Source organism: Candidatus Hecatella orcuttiae (assembly GCF_002009985.1).
Lineage (GTDB): Archaea > Thermoproteota > Bathyarchaeia > Hecatellales > Hecatellaceae > Hecatella > Hecatella orcuttiae.
This window is the reverse complement of record NZ_MTLX02000005.1, coordinates 16,422-33,722: the sequence shown is the minus strand read 5'-3', so window position 1 is coordinate 33,722 and position 17,301 is coordinate 16,422. Positions and strand designations below refer to the sequence as shown.

At 54.3% G+C, this 17,301-nt stretch carries 18 protein-coding genes; 7 read left to right on the top strand and 11 right to left on the bottom strand.

Annotated elements, in window-relative coordinates; genetic code table 11:
* Window positions 1-18: 18 nt before the first annotated feature.
* Window positions 19-1,146 (bottom strand): isocitrate/isopropylmalate dehydrogenase family protein, encoded by a 1,128-nt coding sequence (locus BWM17_RS02950; protein ID WP_309493711.1) that lies wholly within the window; start codon window positions 1,144-1,146, stop codon window positions 19-21.
* Between the two features lie 138 nt (window positions 1,147-1,284).
* On the opposite strand from BWM17_RS02950, the gene BWM17_RS02945 reads away from it, so the two are divergent.
* From BWM17_RS02945 to BWM17_RS02930, 4 genes are all read left to right on the top strand, one after another.
* Window positions 1,285-2,787 carry a 2-isopropylmalate synthase gene (locus BWM17_RS02945; protein WP_309492428.1) on the top strand — a complete coding sequence of 501 codons (1,503 nt, stop codon included), beginning with the start codon at window positions 1,285-1,287 and terminating at the stop codon, window positions 2,785-2,787.
* 210 nt (window positions 2,788-2,997) lie between these two features.
* Entirely contained in the window at window positions 2,998-4,596 is a 1,599-nt protein-coding gene (locus BWM17_RS02940; protein WP_309493710.1) for a GmrSD restriction endonuclease domain-containing protein, read from the top strand.
* 79 nt (window positions 4,597-4,675) lie between these two features.
* A complete protein-coding gene (locus tag BWM17_RS02935; RefSeq protein WP_309492427.1) occupies window positions 4,676-5,050 on the top strand; it encodes a hypothetical protein in 375 nt (124 codons plus the stop codon).
* A 15-nt stretch (window positions 5,051-5,065) separates the two neighbouring features.
* Window positions 5,066-5,263, top strand: a complete 198-nt coding sequence (locus tag BWM17_RS02930) for a hypothetical protein (protein ID WP_309492426.1) — start codon at window positions 5,066-5,068, stop codon at window positions 5,261-5,263.
* 15 nt (window positions 5,264-5,278) lie between these two features.
* Here BWM17_RS02930 and BWM17_RS02925 read toward each other — a convergent pair whose 3' ends face one another.
* The 8 genes from BWM17_RS02925 to BWM17_RS02890 form a co-directional block, all read right to left on the bottom strand.
* Window positions 5,279-5,572 (bottom strand): GYD domain-containing protein, encoded by a 294-nt coding sequence (locus BWM17_RS02925; protein WP_309492425.1) that lies wholly within the window; start codon window positions 5,570-5,572, stop codon window positions 5,279-5,281.
* Between the two features lie 48 nt (window positions 5,573-5,620).
* Entirely contained in the window at window positions 5,621-6,847 is a 1,227-nt protein-coding gene (locus tag BWM17_RS02920) for a DUF438 domain-containing protein (RefSeq protein ID WP_309492424.1), read from the bottom strand.
* 200 nt (window positions 6,848-7,047) lie between these two features.
* On the bottom strand, window positions 7,048-8,337 hold the full coding sequence (gene glp, locus BWM17_RS02915; RefSeq protein ID WP_309492423.1) for a gephyrin-like molybdotransferase Glp: 1,290 nt from the start codon (window positions 8,335-8,337) through the stop codon (window positions 7,048-7,050).
* Between the two features lie 9 nt (window positions 8,338-8,346).
* The gene (locus BWM17_RS02910; RefSeq protein WP_309492422.1) at window positions 8,347-9,105 is read right to left on the bottom strand and encodes a molecular chaperone TorD family protein; all 759 of its coding nucleotides are present in this window, start codon (window positions 9,103-9,105) and stop codon (window positions 8,347-8,349) included.
* Between the two features lie 22 nt (window positions 9,106-9,127).
* Window positions 9,128-9,391 carry a hypothetical protein gene (locus BWM17_RS02905; protein ID WP_309492421.1) on the bottom strand — a complete coding sequence of 88 codons (264 nt, stop codon included), beginning with the start codon at window positions 9,389-9,391 and terminating at the stop codon, window positions 9,128-9,130.
* Window positions 9,388-10,671, bottom strand: coding sequence for an NrfD/PsrC family molybdoenzyme membrane anchor subunit (nrfD, locus tag BWM17_RS02900; RefSeq protein WP_309492420.1), 1,284 nt, complete (start codon window positions 10,669-10,671; stop codon window positions 9,388-9,390). The genes BWM17_RS02905 and nrfD overlap by 4 nt, the downstream gene beginning before the upstream one ends.
* The gene (locus BWM17_RS02895) at window positions 10,671-11,429 is read right to left on the bottom strand and encodes a 4Fe-4S dicluster domain-containing protein (protein ID WP_309492419.1); all 759 of its coding nucleotides are present in this window, start codon (window positions 11,427-11,429) and stop codon (window positions 10,671-10,673) included. Before BWM17_RS02895 ends, nrfD begins: the two co-directional genes overlap by 1 nt.
* A 10-nt stretch (window positions 11,430-11,439) precedes the next feature.
* Window positions 11,440-14,004 carry a molybdopterin-dependent oxidoreductase gene (locus tag BWM17_RS02890; RefSeq protein ID WP_309492418.1) on the bottom strand — a complete coding sequence of 855 codons (2,565 nt, stop codon included), beginning with the start codon at window positions 14,002-14,004 and terminating at the stop codon, window positions 11,440-11,442.
* Window positions 14,005-14,227: 223 nt separating this feature from the next.
* On the opposite strand from BWM17_RS02890, the gene BWM17_RS02885 reads away from it, so the two are divergent.
* Both BWM17_RS02885 and BWM17_RS02880 read left to right on the top strand, forming a co-directional pair.
* Window positions 14,228-14,584: a helix-turn-helix domain-containing protein gene (locus BWM17_RS02885; RefSeq protein WP_309492417.1), complete on the top strand. Its 357-nt coding sequence runs from the start codon at window positions 14,228-14,230 to the stop codon at window positions 14,582-14,584.
* A 6-nt stretch (window positions 14,585-14,590) separates the two neighbouring features.
* On the top strand, window positions 14,591-14,872 hold the full coding sequence (locus tag BWM17_RS02880) for a DUF7521 family protein (protein WP_309492416.1): 282 nt from the start codon (window positions 14,591-14,593) through the stop codon (window positions 14,870-14,872).
* Between the two features lie 89 nt (window positions 14,873-14,961).
* Here BWM17_RS02880 and BWM17_RS02875 read toward each other — a convergent pair whose 3' ends face one another.
* The gene (locus BWM17_RS02875; RefSeq protein WP_309492415.1) at window positions 14,962-15,996 is read right to left on the bottom strand and encodes a phosphate uptake regulator PhoU; all 1,035 of its coding nucleotides are present in this window, start codon (window positions 15,994-15,996) and stop codon (window positions 14,962-14,964) included.
* 115 nt (window positions 15,997-16,111) lie between these two features.
* On the bottom strand, window positions 16,112-16,255 hold the full coding sequence (locus BWM17_RS02870) for a hypothetical protein (RefSeq protein ID WP_309492414.1): 144 nt from the start codon (window positions 16,253-16,255) through the stop codon (window positions 16,112-16,114).
* Window positions 16,256-16,275: 20 nt separating this feature from the next.
* On the opposite strand from BWM17_RS02870, the gene BWM17_RS02865 reads away from it, so the two are divergent.
* Window positions 16,276-17,289, top strand: a complete 1,014-nt coding sequence (locus BWM17_RS02865) for an anion permease (RefSeq protein WP_309492413.1) — start codon at window positions 16,276-16,278, stop codon at window positions 17,287-17,289.
* Window positions 17,290-17,301: the final 12 nt, after the last annotated feature.

The window sequence follows — 17,301 nt, the reverse complement described above, 5'->3', positions numbered from 1 at the left end:
GTTTAATTAAAACGTTTGCTAATGGATTTTCGCTGCGATGGCGTCTCCGACCTGGGAGGTGGAGGAGGACCCTCCCAAATCTTTGGTCAGGGTCTTCCCCTCCCTCAGCACCTGGCCTATAGCCCTGTCCACGGCCTCCGCAGCGGCTTCCTCCCCCAGGTGGCTGAGCATCATCTGCCCAGCCCAGATGGCGGCGATGGGGTTGATGACCCCCTGCCCCGCGTACTTGGGCGCCGACCCGTGGATGGGCTCGAACATGGACACCCCCCCCGGGTTGATGTTACCCCCGGGAGCCAGCCCGAGGCCCCCTTGGATCATCGCCCCCAGGTCGGTGAGGATGTCCCCGAACATGTTGGGGGTGACCACCACCTGGAAGCGCTCAGGGTTTTTGACAAACCACATGGCCGCTGCGTCCACGAACGCGAACTCGGCTTCCACACCCTCATAGTCCCGGGCAACCTCCGAGAAGACCTCCCGCCAGAGGCCGTAGACATCCCCCAGCACGTTAGCCTTGTCCACGGAGGTAACCCGGCGGAGACCCTTCCGCTTGCAGAGCTCAAAAGCATAGCGAACCACCCTTTCGACGCCCCGGCGGGTGGCTATCCCCAGCTGGTAGGCTACCTCGCCGGGAGCCCCTTGGACCGCCACGTCCAAGCTGAACCTCAGCCTGTAGAGCCTCCGGTTCACCTCCAACCCAGCCCTGTGGCTTTCACCCTTGAACCTCCCCCCAACCCCCACGTAAAAGTCCTCAGTGTTCTCCCTGACCACGTAGAAGGCAATGTCCCCCGGGCCCTTCCCACGTAGGGGGGTCTCAACCCCGGGATAGAGCCTCACCGGCCTCAGGTTCACATACTGGTCGAAGTGAAACCTCAACCTCAACAGCAGCCCCTTCTCCAGCACCCCCGGAGCCACCCTCGGGTGGCCTATGGCCCCCAAGTAGATGGCGTCCGCTCCCTCCAGCTCCTTCAACGCGGAGTCGGGGAGCACCTCCCCATGCTCCAGATAATAGTCGCCTCCGAAGGGGTAAAACTTGAAGTCAAACCTGACCCCGTAGGCGTCCCCCGCAGCGGTCAGCACCTTGACGCCTTCCTCCACCACCTCAGGGCCTACGCCGTCCCCGGGGATCACGGCAATCCGATACCTCACCGCCAAACCTCCTACCTCAGAGATGGCACCGTGGGGCTAAACATGTTTTCCCCGACTACATAAACCTTTTCACCCAGGAGGCGGAAAGCCCTTAATACAGGGCAGCGAGATAACCATTACACGGAGACCGCGGCGCAAATGCCCCCCAAACACTTGAGACTGTTCGACACCACCCTCCGAGACGGAGAGCAGACCCCCGGAGTAGCCCTCACCGCCGAGGACAAACTCCACATCGCCCGCCAACTGGACAGGCTGAGGGTGGACGCCATCGAAGCCGGGTTCCCGGTCACGTCCAAGGGGGAGATGGAAGCCGTCAGGCTCATAGCCCAAGCTGGGTTGAAGGCGGAGGTCTGCGGCCTCGCCCGAACCACCCGGCAGGACGTGGACGCTGCGTTGAAGTGCGACCTCCGAAGCCTCCACCTCTTCATCGCCACCTCCGACATCCACCTCCGCCACAAACTCCACCTAACCCGCGGGCAGGCCCTCAGGAAGGCGGTGGAGGCCGTGGAGTACGCCAAAGCCCACGGCCTGCAGGTGGAGTTCTCCGCCGAAGACGCAACCAGGACGGACATCGCCTACCTCAAACAGGTCTACACCGCGGTGGTGGAAGCCGGAGCCGACAGGGTCAACGTCCCCGACACCGTAGGTGTCCTCACCCCCCAGCAGACCCGCCGGCTGGTGGGGGAGATAGCTGAAGCCGTCAAAGTGCCCATCAGCATCCACTGCCACAACGACTTCGGCATGGCCGTGGCCAACTCCCTGGCCGCCGTGGAAGCGGGGGCCACCCAGGTCCACGTCACCGTCAACGGCCTGGGGGAAAGGTCCGGCAACGCTGCGTTGGAGGAGGTGGCCATGGCCCTTTACTCCCTCTACCGGAGGAGGCTGCGCCTCCGCACCCGGCTTCTCTACGAGACCTCCCGGCTGGTCTCCCGGCTGACGGGGGTGCCCGTGCCCCCCAACAAGCCTATTGTGGGGGAGAATGCCTTCGCCCACGAGTCAGGCATCCACGCGCATGGGGTCCTGTCCATGCCCCTCACCTACGAGCCCATCAGCCCTGCGCTGGTGGGGAGGGAGACCACCATCGTAGCTGGGAAGCATGCGGGCGTGCACGGGGTCAGGAGGAGGGTGGAGGAGCTGGGCTTCAAACCCAGCGAGCAGCAGGCGAGGGAGATCGTGGAGAGGGTGAAGGAGCTGGGAGACCGGGGGAAATACGTCACCACCACCGACTTGCTGGCCATAGCCAGCGCCGTCTGCGGTCAGCCGCTGGCCGAGGAGAGGGTGCTGGAGCTGAAGGACCTCGCCGTGGTCACGGGCACCGACGTCATTCCCACCGCTTCGGTGAGGCTTATCGTGAAGGGCAGGGAGTATGTGGCCTCGGAAACCGGCGTAGGCCCGGTGGACGCGGCTATCAAGGCCATTCGGAAGATCACCGACAACCTCATCAACGTGAGGCTGAAGGAGTACAGGCTGGAGGCCCTGACAGGGGGCTCCGACGCCCTGGCGGAGGTGGTGGTGAAGATCGAGGACGCGGGGGGGAAGGTCATCTCCGCCCGAGCCGCCAGCTCCGACATCGTCAAAGCCAGCGTCGAAGCCATGGTCAACGGCCTCAACCGACTCCTCCAAACCCAAACAACAAGATAGTTTTTTAATATTTATTCGGTGTTTTATAAATATCTGAAATATTAACTTTGATGAGTCCTAAAATAAATTTTTATTATTGATTTTACAGTTTTGTTATTTAATAAGTCGTGGAAGTTAGAAGAAAAATGTTATGCTCCAAAAGTAATTAAAATACTATTTCACAAATTAATAAAAGATGAACAAAGATACTAACTTTGTTTGGTGAAAGGAATGAGTTCATCTAAGCCGGGTCTTGGTCAGGAACCTATACATATGCTAATCGAAAAAGCAGCAAGTGGAAAAATTGATATACCCGAGTTTCAAAGAGAATTTGTTTGGACAAAAAACCAAGTTGCTGACTTGCTTGATTCTTTAATAAAAGGTTATCCGATAGGCTCTATTCTGGTTTGGGACTTGAGTGATTATACTCAAGGTAAACATGTCTATGAAAATAAGTCAAAAGAATGGATGGTAGATGGACAGCAAAGAATAGTTGCACTCTGCATCCTGAATTTAAGAAAACCCTATTGGCTTGATATAAATATATGGAATGATTTAGTCAAAAAATATAGAGTAAAAATTAACATACTAACTTTGGAAGTTTCACTCGAGTATCCAGCGATTAAGCAAATCCATGAGTGGGTATCTCCGTATGATATTTTTAATGCTGAGGACATAAAAAAGTTAGCTGAAGAGTTATCTTACAAATTAAATAGACCAGAGCTTTTCACAAAAATCTACGATAATGCTAGCAAGATTAAGGCCGCTTTAAATATGGATATTCCGGTAATTAAGATAAATACATCCTTAGAAAATATAGCCACTATCTTTGAAAGGCTAAATAGTTCTGGCACAAGGATAAAACAAGCGGATATAACTCTAGCTTATGTTGCTGCATACAATGAAGGATGGGTAAGAGAAGAATTTTCTAGATACCTTGATAGTTTAGATGAGGGAGGTTTTTACTTTGATCCTACACTTCTTGTTAGAGCAATAACCTCAGTAGGAGAAGACAAAGCAATTTTAAGAGAAGTAAGTGATGACTTTCTGAGAAATAAAAATAACTTATTAGACTATGCCTTTTCAAAGTTTAAAAATAGTCTTAATAGACTAATATTAGAATTTAGAAATATTGGAATTCTATCTTCAGAATTAATTTATGCAAAAAATACGATAATACCCTTAATATACTTGCGTTGTAGATTCGAAAATCAGTTTGAATTTAAAAAGGCTTTTCTTTTTTTCCTATTAGCTTTGTGGCAAGGAAGATATAGCGGTTCTGCGGAGACTACCTTACAAGAGGATATAAACAAGATTAAAAATTCAAGAACCTTTGGGGAGGCAGTGAACCAGTTAATCGGTGAATTAAGAGTTGACTCAATTAACAAGGAGGCTATTAAAAACGCGATCCACTATCAAGGAGAAGGTAGGTTCTTTAAATTACTCCTTTACCTAATTACTTATAGAAACGAAGCAGTTGACTGGTTTACAGGGGTCAGGATAGGCTATACAACACACAATGAGATAAATAAGGATTTTACGATCGAAGAGCATCACTTCTTTCCCAGAAGTCTCTTAAGAAGTGTAGGAATCAAGAAAGAAGAAAGAGAACTGTTAGGGAATATAACTTTCATTAATCCGGGCACAAATAAAAGACTCAGATATCAACCTTATACCTACATTCAAAAATATGGTATTGATAAAAGTGAATTACAAAAACAGTTAATACCCTTAGATGAAAATCTTTGGAAACTGCAAAATTATAAAGATTTTATAGAGAAAAGGTCTGAACTAATTGCGGAAGAAATTAATAAATTTCTGAAGCCTTAATTTCTTGAAAGTTGAATGCTTAGAATGTTTGAGATTAATTTTTATCTCCGGAAAAAGGACTATGCGCGGTGAGCTTGGTATGTCTGTTCTTAAGAGGACTCTTTACCTCTTCCGTGAGCCTGGAGAGAAGAACACGGGGAAGGCCGTAGAAATCGCCAAGAAGAGGACTTTGGAAGAGGGAATAAAACATGTGGTCGTCGCTTCAGCCAGAGGCCGGACCGGAGTTAAGGCTGCTCAAGCCTTCCGGGGCACCGGGGTCAAGGTTGTGGTGGTAGCTGAGTCGCCGGAGTGGGCTGAGCTGGAGGAGGCCAGCCTGAGGAAGCTGAAGGCCTTGAAGGCCACCGTCCTCCGAGGCGTCCACGCCTTCCATGGGGTGGAGAAATCCTACACGGCTCTCCGAGGGGGAGCCAGCATAGCCGGGGTTGCCGAGGACACCCTCAGGAGGATTTCCTAGGGCACGAAGGTTGGTGTGGAAATCGCCCTGATGGCCGCGGATGCGGGGGCGATTCCCCTTAACCGGGAGGTCGTCACCATAGCCGGAAGCGACCGGGGAGCCGACACCGTGCTCATCGTCCGCCCCTCCACCTCTGGGAGGTTTTTCGACAAGAAAAAGGGCTTGGAGATCAGGGAGATCGTCGCCATGCCTCGGAAGAAAATCTTCTACTAAGCCCTTGCACCGCTCTCAGGGTAGACCTCGGATGATCTCCGCCGCCTTATCGCGGGGCACAGCTACCAGCGTCTCCGTGCTCACCGCCCCCACGCTGCCGATGGTGAGCAAAGCCTTCAGAGCAGCCTCCTCGCCGGGGGCCTCACACACGGCCACGAAGTCATACCGGCCTAGGGTGAAGTAGAAGTCCTTGATCTCCCCTCCCACCGCCTTGAACGCCTTCTGAGCTTCCTCCCGCCGCCTGGGGTGGTCTTTTATGTTCGTGATTCCCTCCCGGGTGTACCTGCCTAGGATGATGTAGGTGGACATGGTTTCACCTCCGAAGTTGAAGCTTGCTCATCGGGTCCATTTAAGCCTTCACCCTCTTTCGTCGAGCAGCCGCTTTTCCCCTTCCAGCTTCCTTATCCCCGTGATGTCCTGGTTGACTTCCAACGTCCCCAGATAGTTTCCTTCCCTGTCCCTCACCGCAAAGTACCTGATGTACACGAACCTTCCCCTGTGGTTGATCCAGAAGTCGACAAAGTCCCTGCTGCCGTCCTTGAAAGAGGCCAGAATCTTCTCCACCACATCGACACTTTGGGGAGGATGACAGTTCTGCACCTTCCTCCCCAAAACCGACCTCGTCCTGACGAAAATCCTGTCCCGGGTGTCCGAGAAATACCGGACCCTGTCGTCCTTGTCCACAAAGGTAAGGTCCACAGGCAGCATGTTCAAAACGGCCATCAACTCCTTCACATGCAGCTCCCCGGTGGGAAAAGAGACCACGCCGTCCTCCTTCACCGAAGGCTCCTCCACCACAAACTTCCTGAACTCCTCGACGAGGGCCTCGGTTTCCTTGGGCTTCTGGATGAAGACATAGCCCACGTCGTCGCTTTCCCTCAAAACCGTAACCCACTCGTCGGCGGCCAGCTTTTCCAAGGCCGTGGGGAAGAGGATGCGCTCCTCCTTAAAGATCATGCCCTCCACCTCCTCCACCAGGGGGGTGAGGGTCTTTTCCACATACTCCCTGAACTCCGCCTCTGTGGTTACACCTTCAATGTCCGCCAGGCTTTTGTTCAGCAGCTCCCTGATTTCGTTGTCCTTCCCCCACATGACCTTTGAAGGCCCGAAGAAACCATGCTTCTCCAAGAAGGGGAAGAGAATCTGCTCCTTCCTCGTGTAGTGAACGTCTACACCCTTCAACCTCGCCAGCAGGTCTTTTATCTCCCGCTTCAACCCGGAAAGCTCATAACCGCCCACCTTTCCCGCCGCTTCCTTCAGGGCGGCGGTGAGTTTTTCGATCTCCCTGTTCTCAAGCTTGAACAAGTGCACGGGGTGGGCGGGAGATTCTTCCTTGGAAACCGTTTTCTCCAGCGCCGACTGGAAGAGCAGAGCGTGAACGTTGCAGAATTTCTTTATCTCCTCGGGGGACAGCCCCTCGTCGATGAGGGACTGCTCCACCTCCGCTATCTCCGTGGAGCTTATGCTGCCAACCTCCCTCTCAAACCGCTGCTTGGCCTCCTCCACCGATAAGCCCTGATGCAGCCTCCGGATGATGTCCCTCATTATCTTCTTTTTCCGCTGTTTCTCAGAAATCCCACCCAATCCTTTTCCAGCTCCATCTAAACGTCTTTTAGACGACAGAGTTATATGAGGCTTGCCTGTTAAGGATCGACGGCTGAATTTTTGGTTTAATTAGAATTACATATTTGGTTGACGTCGATCATTAAGTCTGCCAGCAGCTTTTCCATCTATCCGTTCAAAACCGCCTGTTTCCATGAACACTTTTTGGCCGAAGATAACTTCTACTGGAGCCCTAGGTGAGCGTACTCATGTTTGCTGAAAAGGGTGATTTCCAGTTCATCGCCCTCCCTGAGGGTTTCCATGGGGGGAAGGAAGGCGAAGCCGTTGGCCTTGACGAGGGTCGCCAGGACGTTGGAGCCGCCATGCACAGGCTCGGCCACAAAGCCGTCGCCTCCGTTCTTTATGGAAACGCGCAGGAAAAGGGAGCCTGTCTTACTTTTGACCTCCCGGTTTAGGGTTGCCTTTACAGTGGGAAGCAGACCCCGGGAGCCAAGGCCTAGGTGCCAGTTTATGAGGGGGGCGATGAAGAGGTAGAAGGCCATCGTCGCCGAGACCACATGTCCGGGAAGCATGATGACGGGTTTCCCGTCAACTACACCTGCACCGGCCACGTGGCCGGGTTTCACTGCCACCCCATGGACGATGACCCCTGGGCTTCCGAGGGCATTCACCGCATCGGGCACCAGGTCTTTGACTCCCACCGAGCAGCCGCCTATGGTGGCAACGATCTCAGCCTTGGAGATGGCTTCCTTAAGCTTAGCCTCGATGAGGACCGCATCGTCGGGGACCAGTTCAGCCTTGAGGGGCTCCGCCCCTGCTTCCAGCGCCAAACCTGCTATGAGGGAGGCGTAGTTGTTCACCGTCTTGGTGGGGTCGGCTTTTCCGGCCTCGACAAGTTCGTCTCCCACGGAGATCAGGGCCAGCTTGGGTTTTCTCCAAACCCTGACGCTTTCCTTTCTCACACCCATCAAAAGCGCCATGTCCTGCGGCCTGAGGATTTGTCCCTTTCTCAGGATTACGCTGCCTTCCTTTACCTCCTCCCCGGCGGAGGCTATGTTTTCCCCCACCCTCACCGGGCGGCTGACCTTGATGCATCCATCGTCGGGGGTGACTTCTTCAACTTTCACCACGGCATCCGCTCCCTCCGGAACAGGGCCTCCGCAGGCCACATAGACCGCTTGGTGGGAGGAAACCTTGGTGGAGATGGGAAAATCAGCTGGGAAAACCTCGCCAACGACCCTCAGAGCCACCGGCTTTTCAGGCACGGCTTGGGCTGTGTCCTCGGAGCGGAGGGCGTAGCCGTCCATGAACGTCATGGTGTAACGGGGGATGTTGAGGGGCGATACCACATCCTCAGCCAGCACTCGGCCTACAGCCTCTTCCACCGGCACCATCTCTGCCAACGGCCTGATTTTGACCTGGGCGAGGAGAGTTTGAAGAGCCTCCTGGAGGGTTTTGAGCTTCAGGGTTCTTTTGAGGTCGGTTCTCCGGGGGGTTGAAAGCGTCTCCATCTTCGTTGCTCACCCACTCCGCTCTGCCACGTCCAGGTAGGCGTTGATTTGGCTGTGGTCAAACCGGATGAAGCTCTTTGTTATTTTGGCGATGCCCCGGTAGAAGCCGAGTGCATCCTGCTCCACGACCTTGTCGCAGAAATCGTAGACCCATGCCGTCAGGTGCTCGTTCAGGAAGCCTTCCTCCAGCCTTAAACATCTTAAGACTTCTTTTCGGTTCCGGTTTTTCCAAGCCTCCGCCTCCCTACCGCACAAGAGGCGCATGAAATCCAGTTCGAAGCCGATGTGGTCAGGGGGCTCACCTCTGAACTCGTCCTGAAGACCTAAGCCGAACTGCCGGTATGTCCGTAGTACCTGAGCGGCGGATTCGCCCCATACTGTACCTTCCCTGTACACCGACTCGTATGGGGGAGGCGGACCGTAGGAGGGTTTTATCCCGCGGAAAAGCCGGGTATATTCCACGGCTAGACTTTCATGAAGTTTGAAGCCGGCGTCCTTCAACCGGCCGATGAAGAGTTTGATGCTTTCTACCCCTTCCGCAGCGTCGGCCGGTAATCCTTCAAGCTTTTTCACGGAGCCCAAAAGTGGAAGGAAGTCTTCACCCATCAAAGACTTTAGAAACTCTCGGCTTGGAGGTTGAATGTAGAAAGCCTTCAAAAAATCATAGGTTTTGCTTCGATTCTCAGCCACTTGGGCTAATTCCGCAAAGGTCGCTGTGTCGGCATCCCGGTTTCCGCCTCCGCCTTTTCCCAGCCATCTGGAAGCCATGAGTTTCCCTGACCTTTCAGTGTCATGGAACAATCAAGGAAAGGATGCCGCTCAGGATGAACACCGACGCCACCAGTAGGAGGAGAGTGCTTGCGACGAAGCCGTAGAAGAAGCCCGTCAGCTTCATCATCCTCGGCCGGCCTACCGCTGCTGCTACGAGTAAGGCGTAGATGGGCAGCATCAGTATCACGAAAATCAGGACATGGCCGACCAGCTTTGAGCCGGCGTACCATGCGGCTACCGAGTCGAATGTGGCTAGGGTTATGACTGCAGCTGGGTTTATCATTTCTCCTTCAACTCCATCATGGGAAACGTCTTCACTAGGAGCATGTAGAGGAGGACTGCGATGGCGAAGGTTCCTACCACCAGAGACCATTCGACGAACGTGGGCGTATATGTCCCCGGAGGATAGGGCATCCGCGGAAACAGAAGAGAAGGCACGACGATGAGGTACCGTTTCACCCAGAAGGCCACCACCATGACTGCGGCGCTTAGGACGGTTAATCTGAGACTGAAGATTTTCGGATAGACAGTCTGGGCGAACAGGTAGAGGAACGGAATCGCCAACCCCAAGACCACCGGCCAGTACAGGGCTGCGAACTCCCCTAAAAACAGAGCCTGAGATATTCGCATTTCCGCCACAGGCCCCGCGTATCTTACGGCCGTTTGCTCCTGAAGCATCATGTACAGGTAGGTTAGGCTGAAGATGCCCAGAAGCGTGCCAAGGCCGCGGAAGACCTCGGGCTTGATGTAGTCCTGCCACTTGAAGACGCTTCGAAAGATGGCGGCTATCACGATGACCGCTGCCAGCGCCGAGGCTAAGGCTGCGGAGAGGAAGTAAGGCCCTGAGAAGGCTCCGAACCATAAGGCTTGAGCCGGTATCAGGCCGAAGATCCAAGCTATCATTCCGCCGCTTAGCAGGGTGATGAGTCCCAGGATCGCCATGGCCAGCCACCAGGTTATCTGCTCAACCTTAGGCTTTTCACCTTTATCGTAGCCTATGAGGAGAAGCCTGTAGAGCCTCCTCAACCTTTTGGGGGCATGTTCCATGTAGGCGGCTAGGTCCTCCCGTAGGGAGAGGGTGAAGTAGGCGGCGCTGAGGGTGAAGTACAGGAAGATGACAGTGATGTCCCAAGTCATCGGTGACTGGCCTATTCGTTCAAAGTAGAAGACCAGCATGAGATACAGCCTATCCGGTCTCCCCATGTCTAGGACGATGCTCAACCCGGCCATGGCTAGGCTGATGAGGGTTAAGACCTCTGCAATCCTAGTTACGGGCCGGTACTTCTCCGCCTTCATAACCCGCACCGCCGCCGACATGGCTATGCCACCGTGGGCGACGCCGATGAACCAGATGAAATTGGTGATGTACAGGCCCCAAGGAGCTCCCGCGTAGGGTGCACCCACATCCCGAAGCCCCGTGACACCCAGCCCCTGGGTCAGTTGAAAGCCCCAAGCATAGAGGAACAAAGCCGTCAAGCCGAGTAGCACGGCAACAACGCCGTAGAAAGCCTTACTCGTGTAGGTGAGAGGACGTAGGATGTTTTCATCCAACCTGTTTCCCATCAGACTGCCACCTCCTCCCTCTCAACAAACTCGCGTTTGATGCTTTCTATAGTTCGAGCTTTATCTGAAGGCGGATAGCCTATGTAGAAGACCCTAGGCTCTGTGCCAAGTTCCTCCAAAAGTCGAAACCAGCCGTTTTTGCGCAACAGTTGCGAAACTTCGCTGTTGGGATCATCGAGGTTGCCGAAGTGTAAGGCATGAACAGGACAATTCGCCACGCAGGCGGGCTTCAAACCCTTCTCTAAGCGGTGTACGCAGAATGTGCATTTTCCTATTATTCCAACCTTGTGGCTGCCTCCTGAGGTAAGCCTTCTTTCTTCTCCGTGAAGCTTGTCATGGTCTGGATTCCTGTAGGGTGGGATAACGCCTTCAACCTCCTTCCGGACGGTAACATTCTTCCAGTTGTAGTACTGGTTATCCTCGGGCTTTTTCCAGTTGAAATAGTTCACCCCATAGGGACAGGCGATTTCGCAGTATCGACAGCCGATGCAACGGTTGAAATCCGTCAAGACAAGGCCGTCCTCCCGTTTAAACCTCGCCCCAACAGGGCACACCTTCACACAAGGCGGGTTATCGCAGTGCATGCAAGGTCTGGGTAGGAAGGTGTATCTCACGTTCGGATACTTGCCTTCTTCAAACCTGAAAACGTACATCCAGAAGACACCCTGAGGTGTGTTGTTTTCAACTTTGCACGCCTCTACGCAGGCCCTACATCCCATGCACCGCCTGAGGTTGATTACATAACCGTATCTAACCATTGCCCTCACCCTACTCTTTGTACACCTTCACCTTTACATGGAAAGCCTGATCGGCTGTGTTGGCGACATAGCCTTCGCCGGTGTAGAAGATCGAGTTAGGCGTCGGCCCGCTTCCCTTGGTCCAAGGGTGCACCCAGAATCCGTAGTGATGGAAGAGGGATACGGTATCAGGTCTTATGCCTTCCAAATACCGTGCCTTAACTCTCAACTTTTTTGTCTCCCCCGTCACTGCGTTCTGGGATTCCACCCAGAGTTCATCCCCATCCCGAATGCCTTTCGCCATGGCCGTTGCAGGATTTATCTCCAAGCTCTGTCTCGGTGCAAGTTCATTGAGGGGGGGGATGAAGGTGGACCTCGACTGTTTGAACTCAATTTTCTTGGAAGAAATAAGGTAAAGGTCATACTCAGAGGGGGACTGCTCCATGGTAGGATTTCTCCAAGTTGGGAGAGGCGTGTAGTCCCTCCAGAAAATCTCTGGGGCGCCCTTCTCCTTCATCACATCCTGGTAACGTTTGAGCGACTCTCCGTAAAGTCGGTGTTTGATTCCCCCGTAGGGTGGGTCCCAGGCTGGTGCATACAGCTTATTCGCGGGAATGGGCTTCGCCTCGGTCACTCCATGCTTTTCAAAGTAGCCTAAGCCCTCCGAGATGCCCGTGGACTTCGCCCAACGGTCGAATATGTCTCTGACATCCGGCTTCGTGTTCAGGTCGAGCATGTAGGGTTCCTTTAGTTTAAGCTCCTTGTTGAGGTGGTCGATGTAGCCTCCTTCACCGTACAGTATACCAGCCTTCTCGCAGAGGTCGATGTAGATGTCGATGTCGCCTCTGCTCTGGAAGAGAGGCGGCATGGGAGGCAGCCTGAGAGCTTTAGCCTCCACATACTGGTCATTCACGCTCTTGGGGCCCTCGTACTTTTCAAGGGTGGCGGCGGGAAGGACCAAATCCGCGAAGAGGTCGGCTGTTTCGCTCAGCCAAGGGTCGATGACGATGATGAACTTGAATTTCTTATACGACTCGATGATGGCTTCCTGGTCTGGGAACGACAGAACCGGGTTAGCCATGTGGATTATCAGGACTTCAGGCGTGTAGTCTACTCCGTATTTTTCCGGATTTAACATGACGCGGGCGACGAGGGATGAGTTGTTGCTGTTTATGGGAAAGAACTTGCTGTCCTTCAGGTAGATGTTGTAGGGGGGGTCCTTGATTTCTATCTCATCCAGCTTCTTGAAGTTTTTATGCAGCTTTCTTCCCAAGTCCACGCGCAGCCCGCCTACGGCTTCGATGGCCCCCAGCAACATGAACACCATGATGGCAGCCCGAATGGCTTGGAAGCCCAGCTCTTGCTGAGTCACATGGTAGGCCATTATGCCCACGGGACGATAGGGTATTTCCACCCCCTCCAAGACGACGGTGCTGCCGATCATGGCGTTCTCACCCAGCTCCTCGGCAACTCGCCTGATCCTCTCCGCAGGCAGGTCGCAGACTTCAGCAGCCCATTCAGGCGTGTAGTCGGCGACATGCTCCTTGAAGGCCTGGAAGGCCGTCTTCACCTTCACCCCTTGGACGGTGAATTCCCCCTCCAAGGCCGGTTTGATCCCTTCCACATCATGGGGCTTGGGGGAGTTGGTGGCGGTGTCCCAAACCTGCTCCTTACCGTCCACCCGGAGGAAATATCCGTCGTCCTTGACCAAGAAGGGAGCGTTGGTATGCCTCACCAAGTACTCCTCATCGACGTAGCCCTTGCTGATGAGAACGTGGGCTACGGCCAGGAAGAAGGCGAGGTCGGTGTTGGGCTTGATGGGCAGCCATTCATCCGTGTGGGGGCCCATGCCCCGGAGCCGAGGATCGACGGTGACCACCTTCATGCCTCGCTCCCTTGCATCCAAGAATTGCTGAGGCCAGGTGATCCAGCAGAACTTGTTGCCTCCCGCGTTAGTCAGGTTCCAGCCCCAAGAGAGAAGGTATCTGCAGTGGCGAAAGTCAGGGTGGAGGACTCCGTGGAAGCCGACGGTGTACTCGGCAGCCCGGTATCCGGCGTCAGAGCAGAAGGCTCCGTGGTGGAGCTTGGTAGCCCCTGAGGTTTTTACAAAGGCCGCATCGTAGAATTTCTTCGCCTTACTCCTGCCCTTCTGCCAGACGAGGAGCCGCTTATCCTTAGCCCTAGCCTCCTTGATCTTCTCCCCCGCCAAGGACAGGGCTTCCTCCCATGAAATCTCCACCCATTTCCCGGGCACGCCTTTCTCGTTCACCCTCTTGAGGGGTGCCTTAACCCGGTAGGGGTCGTAGAGGGAGATTATCTGGGCCTGACCCTTGGGGCAGAGGGTTCCCCTGTTCAGGGGGTGGGCGGGATTCCCCTCCAGCTTAACGATTCGGCCTCCTACCCGGCGGGCGAGTATTCCGCAGTCCTGTTTACCGATCCAGCAGGTGGTGGGTATCCATTCCTCCAAGGGAAGCTCTGCTTCTTCCGCCCGCGTTCCCAGCGGATAACCTGCTCCTAAAGGAAGCATGCTGCCTAGGGCTGTAAACGCCCCTAGGGCCAGAGAGATTTTAACAAAGTCCCTCCTCTTCAAACCCATTTTAAACAATCCTCCGTTAAAACCCTGCAACCAAAGGTATGGCCTATTTTCTCCAACCCCCTTTTGAGAGGAAGGAAACGAAGGGCGTCGCTTCCCTGCTCCCGGGCGAAACGTGAACCCCGGCTACTCGAGGAGTTTACCAGGACTTTTCCCTCGAAACATATTTTTTATAAATAACATAAAAATCAATTAGCACTATGCCAAAAGTTGGCGGAATGCCGCCATGCAGATTAACGACCCGGCTATGAAAGAAAGGGTGGCGAAGGCCGTGTCAGACCGCCATGTCCGGGAGATAGTTTCCGCCACCATTGCTCGGGCGAAATCCGCCTCCGAACTCTCAGGAGAGCTCGGAATACCGGTTCGAAGCGTCTATCGGTACTTGGAAGAGCTGAGCAGCCTGGGTCTTCTCACGGGTGAGCGTTCCGTCTTGATGAACAGTGGGGGAAGATACACGTTGTATAGGAGCATGGTCAAATCCGTCACGGTGAAGTATGGAGGGGGAAGTCTGGAGGTGGACTTGGTGCCCAACGAAGACCTCTTGGACAGGTTCATGAGGTTCTGGAGGTACATGAGTAGGTGAAAGAAAATGGCTTCAGCCCTCTTCTGGTACATCAGGCTGGTGGAGCTTCTGTCCCTTGCTGTCGCCTTGGTCCTCGTAACTCTGGCCTACGGAGGCTACCGGAAAAGCCGCAGCAAAGCCATGCTTTCAGCCGCCCTAGGCTTCGGAATACTAGGAATAGCCTCCCTGTTGGAGGGCGTGCTCTTCGAGGTGGCAGGACTGTCGCTGGGTGAAGCCCATGCCTTCAGGTCGAGTTTCACGCTGATCGGATTCCTTATACTTCTGTACTCCATCCACAAAACAAGCTGAACGGCGGCCTCGACCCTTGAGCTCTCTCAGCCTTACCTGCAAACCTATTTTGCCGGTTTCCCTGCCAACTTGAAGACGAAGCCGGCGGCTCAATATTTGACGGTTTTATCCGCGTTGAGGTTGAGGATTATCTCAGCTATGTCAGCTCCGTATTCAGCTGTTCTCCTGATGCTCTCTATGACCACCCGCAGCTTGATGAGAAGCGTGTTCGCCAGTCTGAAGTTCAGCAGCTGTTCTACGATCTCGTCCTCTAAAGCCCCTATCTGTCGGGTCTTCGCTATGGTTTCGTGGGCGAGCTTTATATCCGCCTTGTAGAGGGCCTTAAGGGAGTCGGCGTAGACCTCCTGAGACAGGGAGCTCATGGCGGTTATCCCCCTCAAATATTTCTCATCGGGCAAGCCGTCCATTGTCAGGACCGTGTGGGCTATTCTGGCCGCGTGGTCAGCGACCCTCTCTATGCTTTTCACTATAAGCCTATAGCCGAGGCAGTCCCGGGGAGTCGCCAAGCCGAACTCCCTGATCATCGCCCTGTTGTAGACTGCCTTTTTCAGCTGCCGGACCATGAAAAAGTAGAACCTGTCCACTTCGTCGTCGCGGAGCACAACCTCATGGGCCAGCATGTGGTCCCAGTTGGTCAAGGCTGCCAAGGCATCCTTATGCATGAGGGAGGCCAGCACGCTCATGCGGTTCAACGCCCGGTCCACTGGGAGTTCTTTGTAGCCTAGCAGACACTGCGCCGTCAGCCCGTCGGCGGATTCTTCTATTATCTCTACGCCCATCAGTTTCCCTTTGATGATCTTCTTCAAAGCATCCCGGTGTCTGGTGGTCTGAAGCCCGAACTTCACTTGGATGAGGTCGTAGCCGACAAGGTAGCGGGCTATAAAATCGCGGACAACCACCTCCGGGTCCACCTTGGGGGATACCTCGAGAAGTGTTTCCTCAAAGCTCTCTCGCTTCGTGTCTCCTTCCGGGACGATGAGGAGGGAGGCGTCTGGTTGGCGGAGTAAGGCCACGGGGCTTCCGGGGGTTAATCCGACTTCCTTGGCCCATTCTTTGGGCAGGGAGACGACGTAGGTGGAGCCCCCTGTGAGTTGGATTTTTCTCCATTCAGACGGGTGGTTCATGACGGGTGCCTCGTCGATATAGTCTATAGAGCCTATATATCTATTTTTCCCCTATTGAGTTTACGTCGAAAATCTCTATATATCTAAACCACCCTCTCAGCCCTCGAAGTCTAACTCACGCCTCCAAAGGTGTGGAAGAATAAAAAAAGCCGGCTGCATACCTTACCGTCTCCAATCCCCGCGTGCAAGCCGCCGCGCATCCTTTTGCTCTAAGCCTCTCAGACCAACCTTTTCCTCCAATGCAGATTTCATCGTCCATCCTTCTGAGGAGAACGCCCCTTGATTGAGGTCTGGGTTTTCATCGTCGGACTTGTGCTCGCTCTGTCGATAGCGTGGTCTCTGGGCGCCAACGACGCTGCTAATCCGACGGAGTGCGCCGTGGGCAGCGGGGCTATTACGCTGCGCAAGGCCATAGCTCTTTTCTCGGTGTTTGTGGCTTTGGGCGCTCTGCTGCAGGGGCACATGGTGATGAAAACTCTTTCCCGGGGGATAGTTCCCCACATCGACCCGCTGGCGGCCTTCACGGTGGTGCTCTCCATCGTCCTCTGGCTGGTCCTCTGCACTTGGAAGGGCATACCTGTCTCCACCACCCACACCACCGTCGGCAGCGTCATCGGCTACGGGCTCATCGCCTACGGAGCGAACCTCAACTGGGGGGTTCTCTTCAAGGTTTTCTTAGGCATCCTTCTGTCTCCTCTTCTCTCCCTTGTCTGCGCTGCTTTGCTTTATCTGGGGTTAAGATCGCTGCTGGGGAAGTTTTCATCCACCCGAAGAATGGAGCAGGTCGTCAGATACTCGCTAATAGGAGCCTTGGCTTTTTCAGCCTACTCCTTCGGAGCCAACGACGTGGGTAATGCCACAGGCGTCTACGTCTCGGTGACTGAAGAATTCGTCGGGCTGCCCACCGCGGAGACGATGCTTCTGCTGGCGGCTCTTGGCAGTGCAGGTATTGCCTTGGGCGGCTTCACTTGGGGTTACAGGGTTATCCGCACAGTGGGCTACAGCATCACCCGGTTGACGTTGACCTCGGGGCTGGCTGCGGAGCTGTCCAACGCCCTCGTAGTTTGGAGTTTCACCACCGTTCCCTATGTCCTCTTCGGTTGGGGTCTGCCCATCTCCACCACCCACAGCAGTGTGGGGGCCATCATCGGCGTGGGGTTGGTCACGGGGTTGAAGACGATGGGCCCTAGGGTTATCGTTAAAATCGTTTTGACGTGGGTTTTAACTATTCCCTGCGTCATCCTTATAAGTTGGTCTATGTTTAAATTGGCTTCCGTCCTCATAACATTATAAGGTCAGAGTAGG

Excerpts from the sequence above, each read along its gene's own strand:
- BWM17_RS02945 (WP_309492428.1), top strand. The coding sequence starts at position 1,285 with ATGCCCCCCAAACACTTGAGACTGTTCGACACCACCCTCCGAGACGGA.
- BWM17_RS02940 (WP_309493710.1), top strand. The coding sequence starts at position 2,998 with ATGAGTTCATCTAAGCCGGGTCTTGGTCAGGAACCTATACATATGCTA.
- BWM17_RS02935 (WP_309492427.1), top strand. The coding sequence starts at position 4,676 with ATGTCTGTTCTTAAGAGGACTCTTTACCTCTTCCGTGAGCCTGGAGAG.
- BWM17_RS02925 (WP_309492425.1), bottom strand. The coding sequence starts at position 5,572 with ATGTCCACCTACATCATCCTAGGCAGGTACACCCGGGAGGGAATCACG.
- glp (WP_309492423.1), bottom strand. The coding sequence starts at position 8,337 with ATGGAGACGCTTTCAACCCCCCGGAGAACCGACCTCAAAAGAACCCTG.
- BWM17_RS02910 (WP_309492422.1), bottom strand. The coding sequence starts at position 9,105 with ATGGCTTCCAGATGGCTGGGAAAAGGCGGAGGCGGAAACCGGGATGCC.
- BWM17_RS02905 (WP_309492421.1), bottom strand. The coding sequence starts at position 9,391 with ATGATAAACCCAGCTGCAGTCATAACCCTAGCCACATTCGACTCGGTA.
- nrfD (WP_309492420.1), bottom strand. The coding sequence starts at position 10,671 with ATGGGAAACAGGTTGGATGAAAACATCCTACGTCCTCTCACCTACACG.
- BWM17_RS02895 (WP_309492419.1), bottom strand. The coding sequence starts at position 11,429 with ATGGTTAGATACGGTTATGTAATCAACCTCAGGCGGTGCATGGGATGT.
- BWM17_RS02890 (WP_309492418.1), bottom strand. The coding sequence starts at position 14,004 with ATGGGTTTGAAGAGGAGGGACTTTGTTAAAATCTCTCTGGCCCTAGGG.
- BWM17_RS02885 (WP_309492417.1), top strand. The coding sequence starts at position 14,228 with ATGCAGATTAACGACCCGGCTATGAAAGAAAGGGTGGCGAAGGCCGTG.
- BWM17_RS02880 (WP_309492416.1), top strand. The coding sequence starts at position 14,591 with ATGGCTTCAGCCCTCTTCTGGTACATCAGGCTGGTGGAGCTTCTGTCC.
- BWM17_RS02875 (WP_309492415.1), bottom strand. The coding sequence starts at position 15,996 with ATGAACCACCCGTCTGAATGGAGAAAAATCCAACTCACAGGGGGCTCC.
- BWM17_RS02870 (WP_309492414.1), bottom strand. The coding sequence starts at position 16,255 with ATGGACGATGAAATCTGCATTGGAGGAAAAGGTTGGTCTGAGAGGCTT.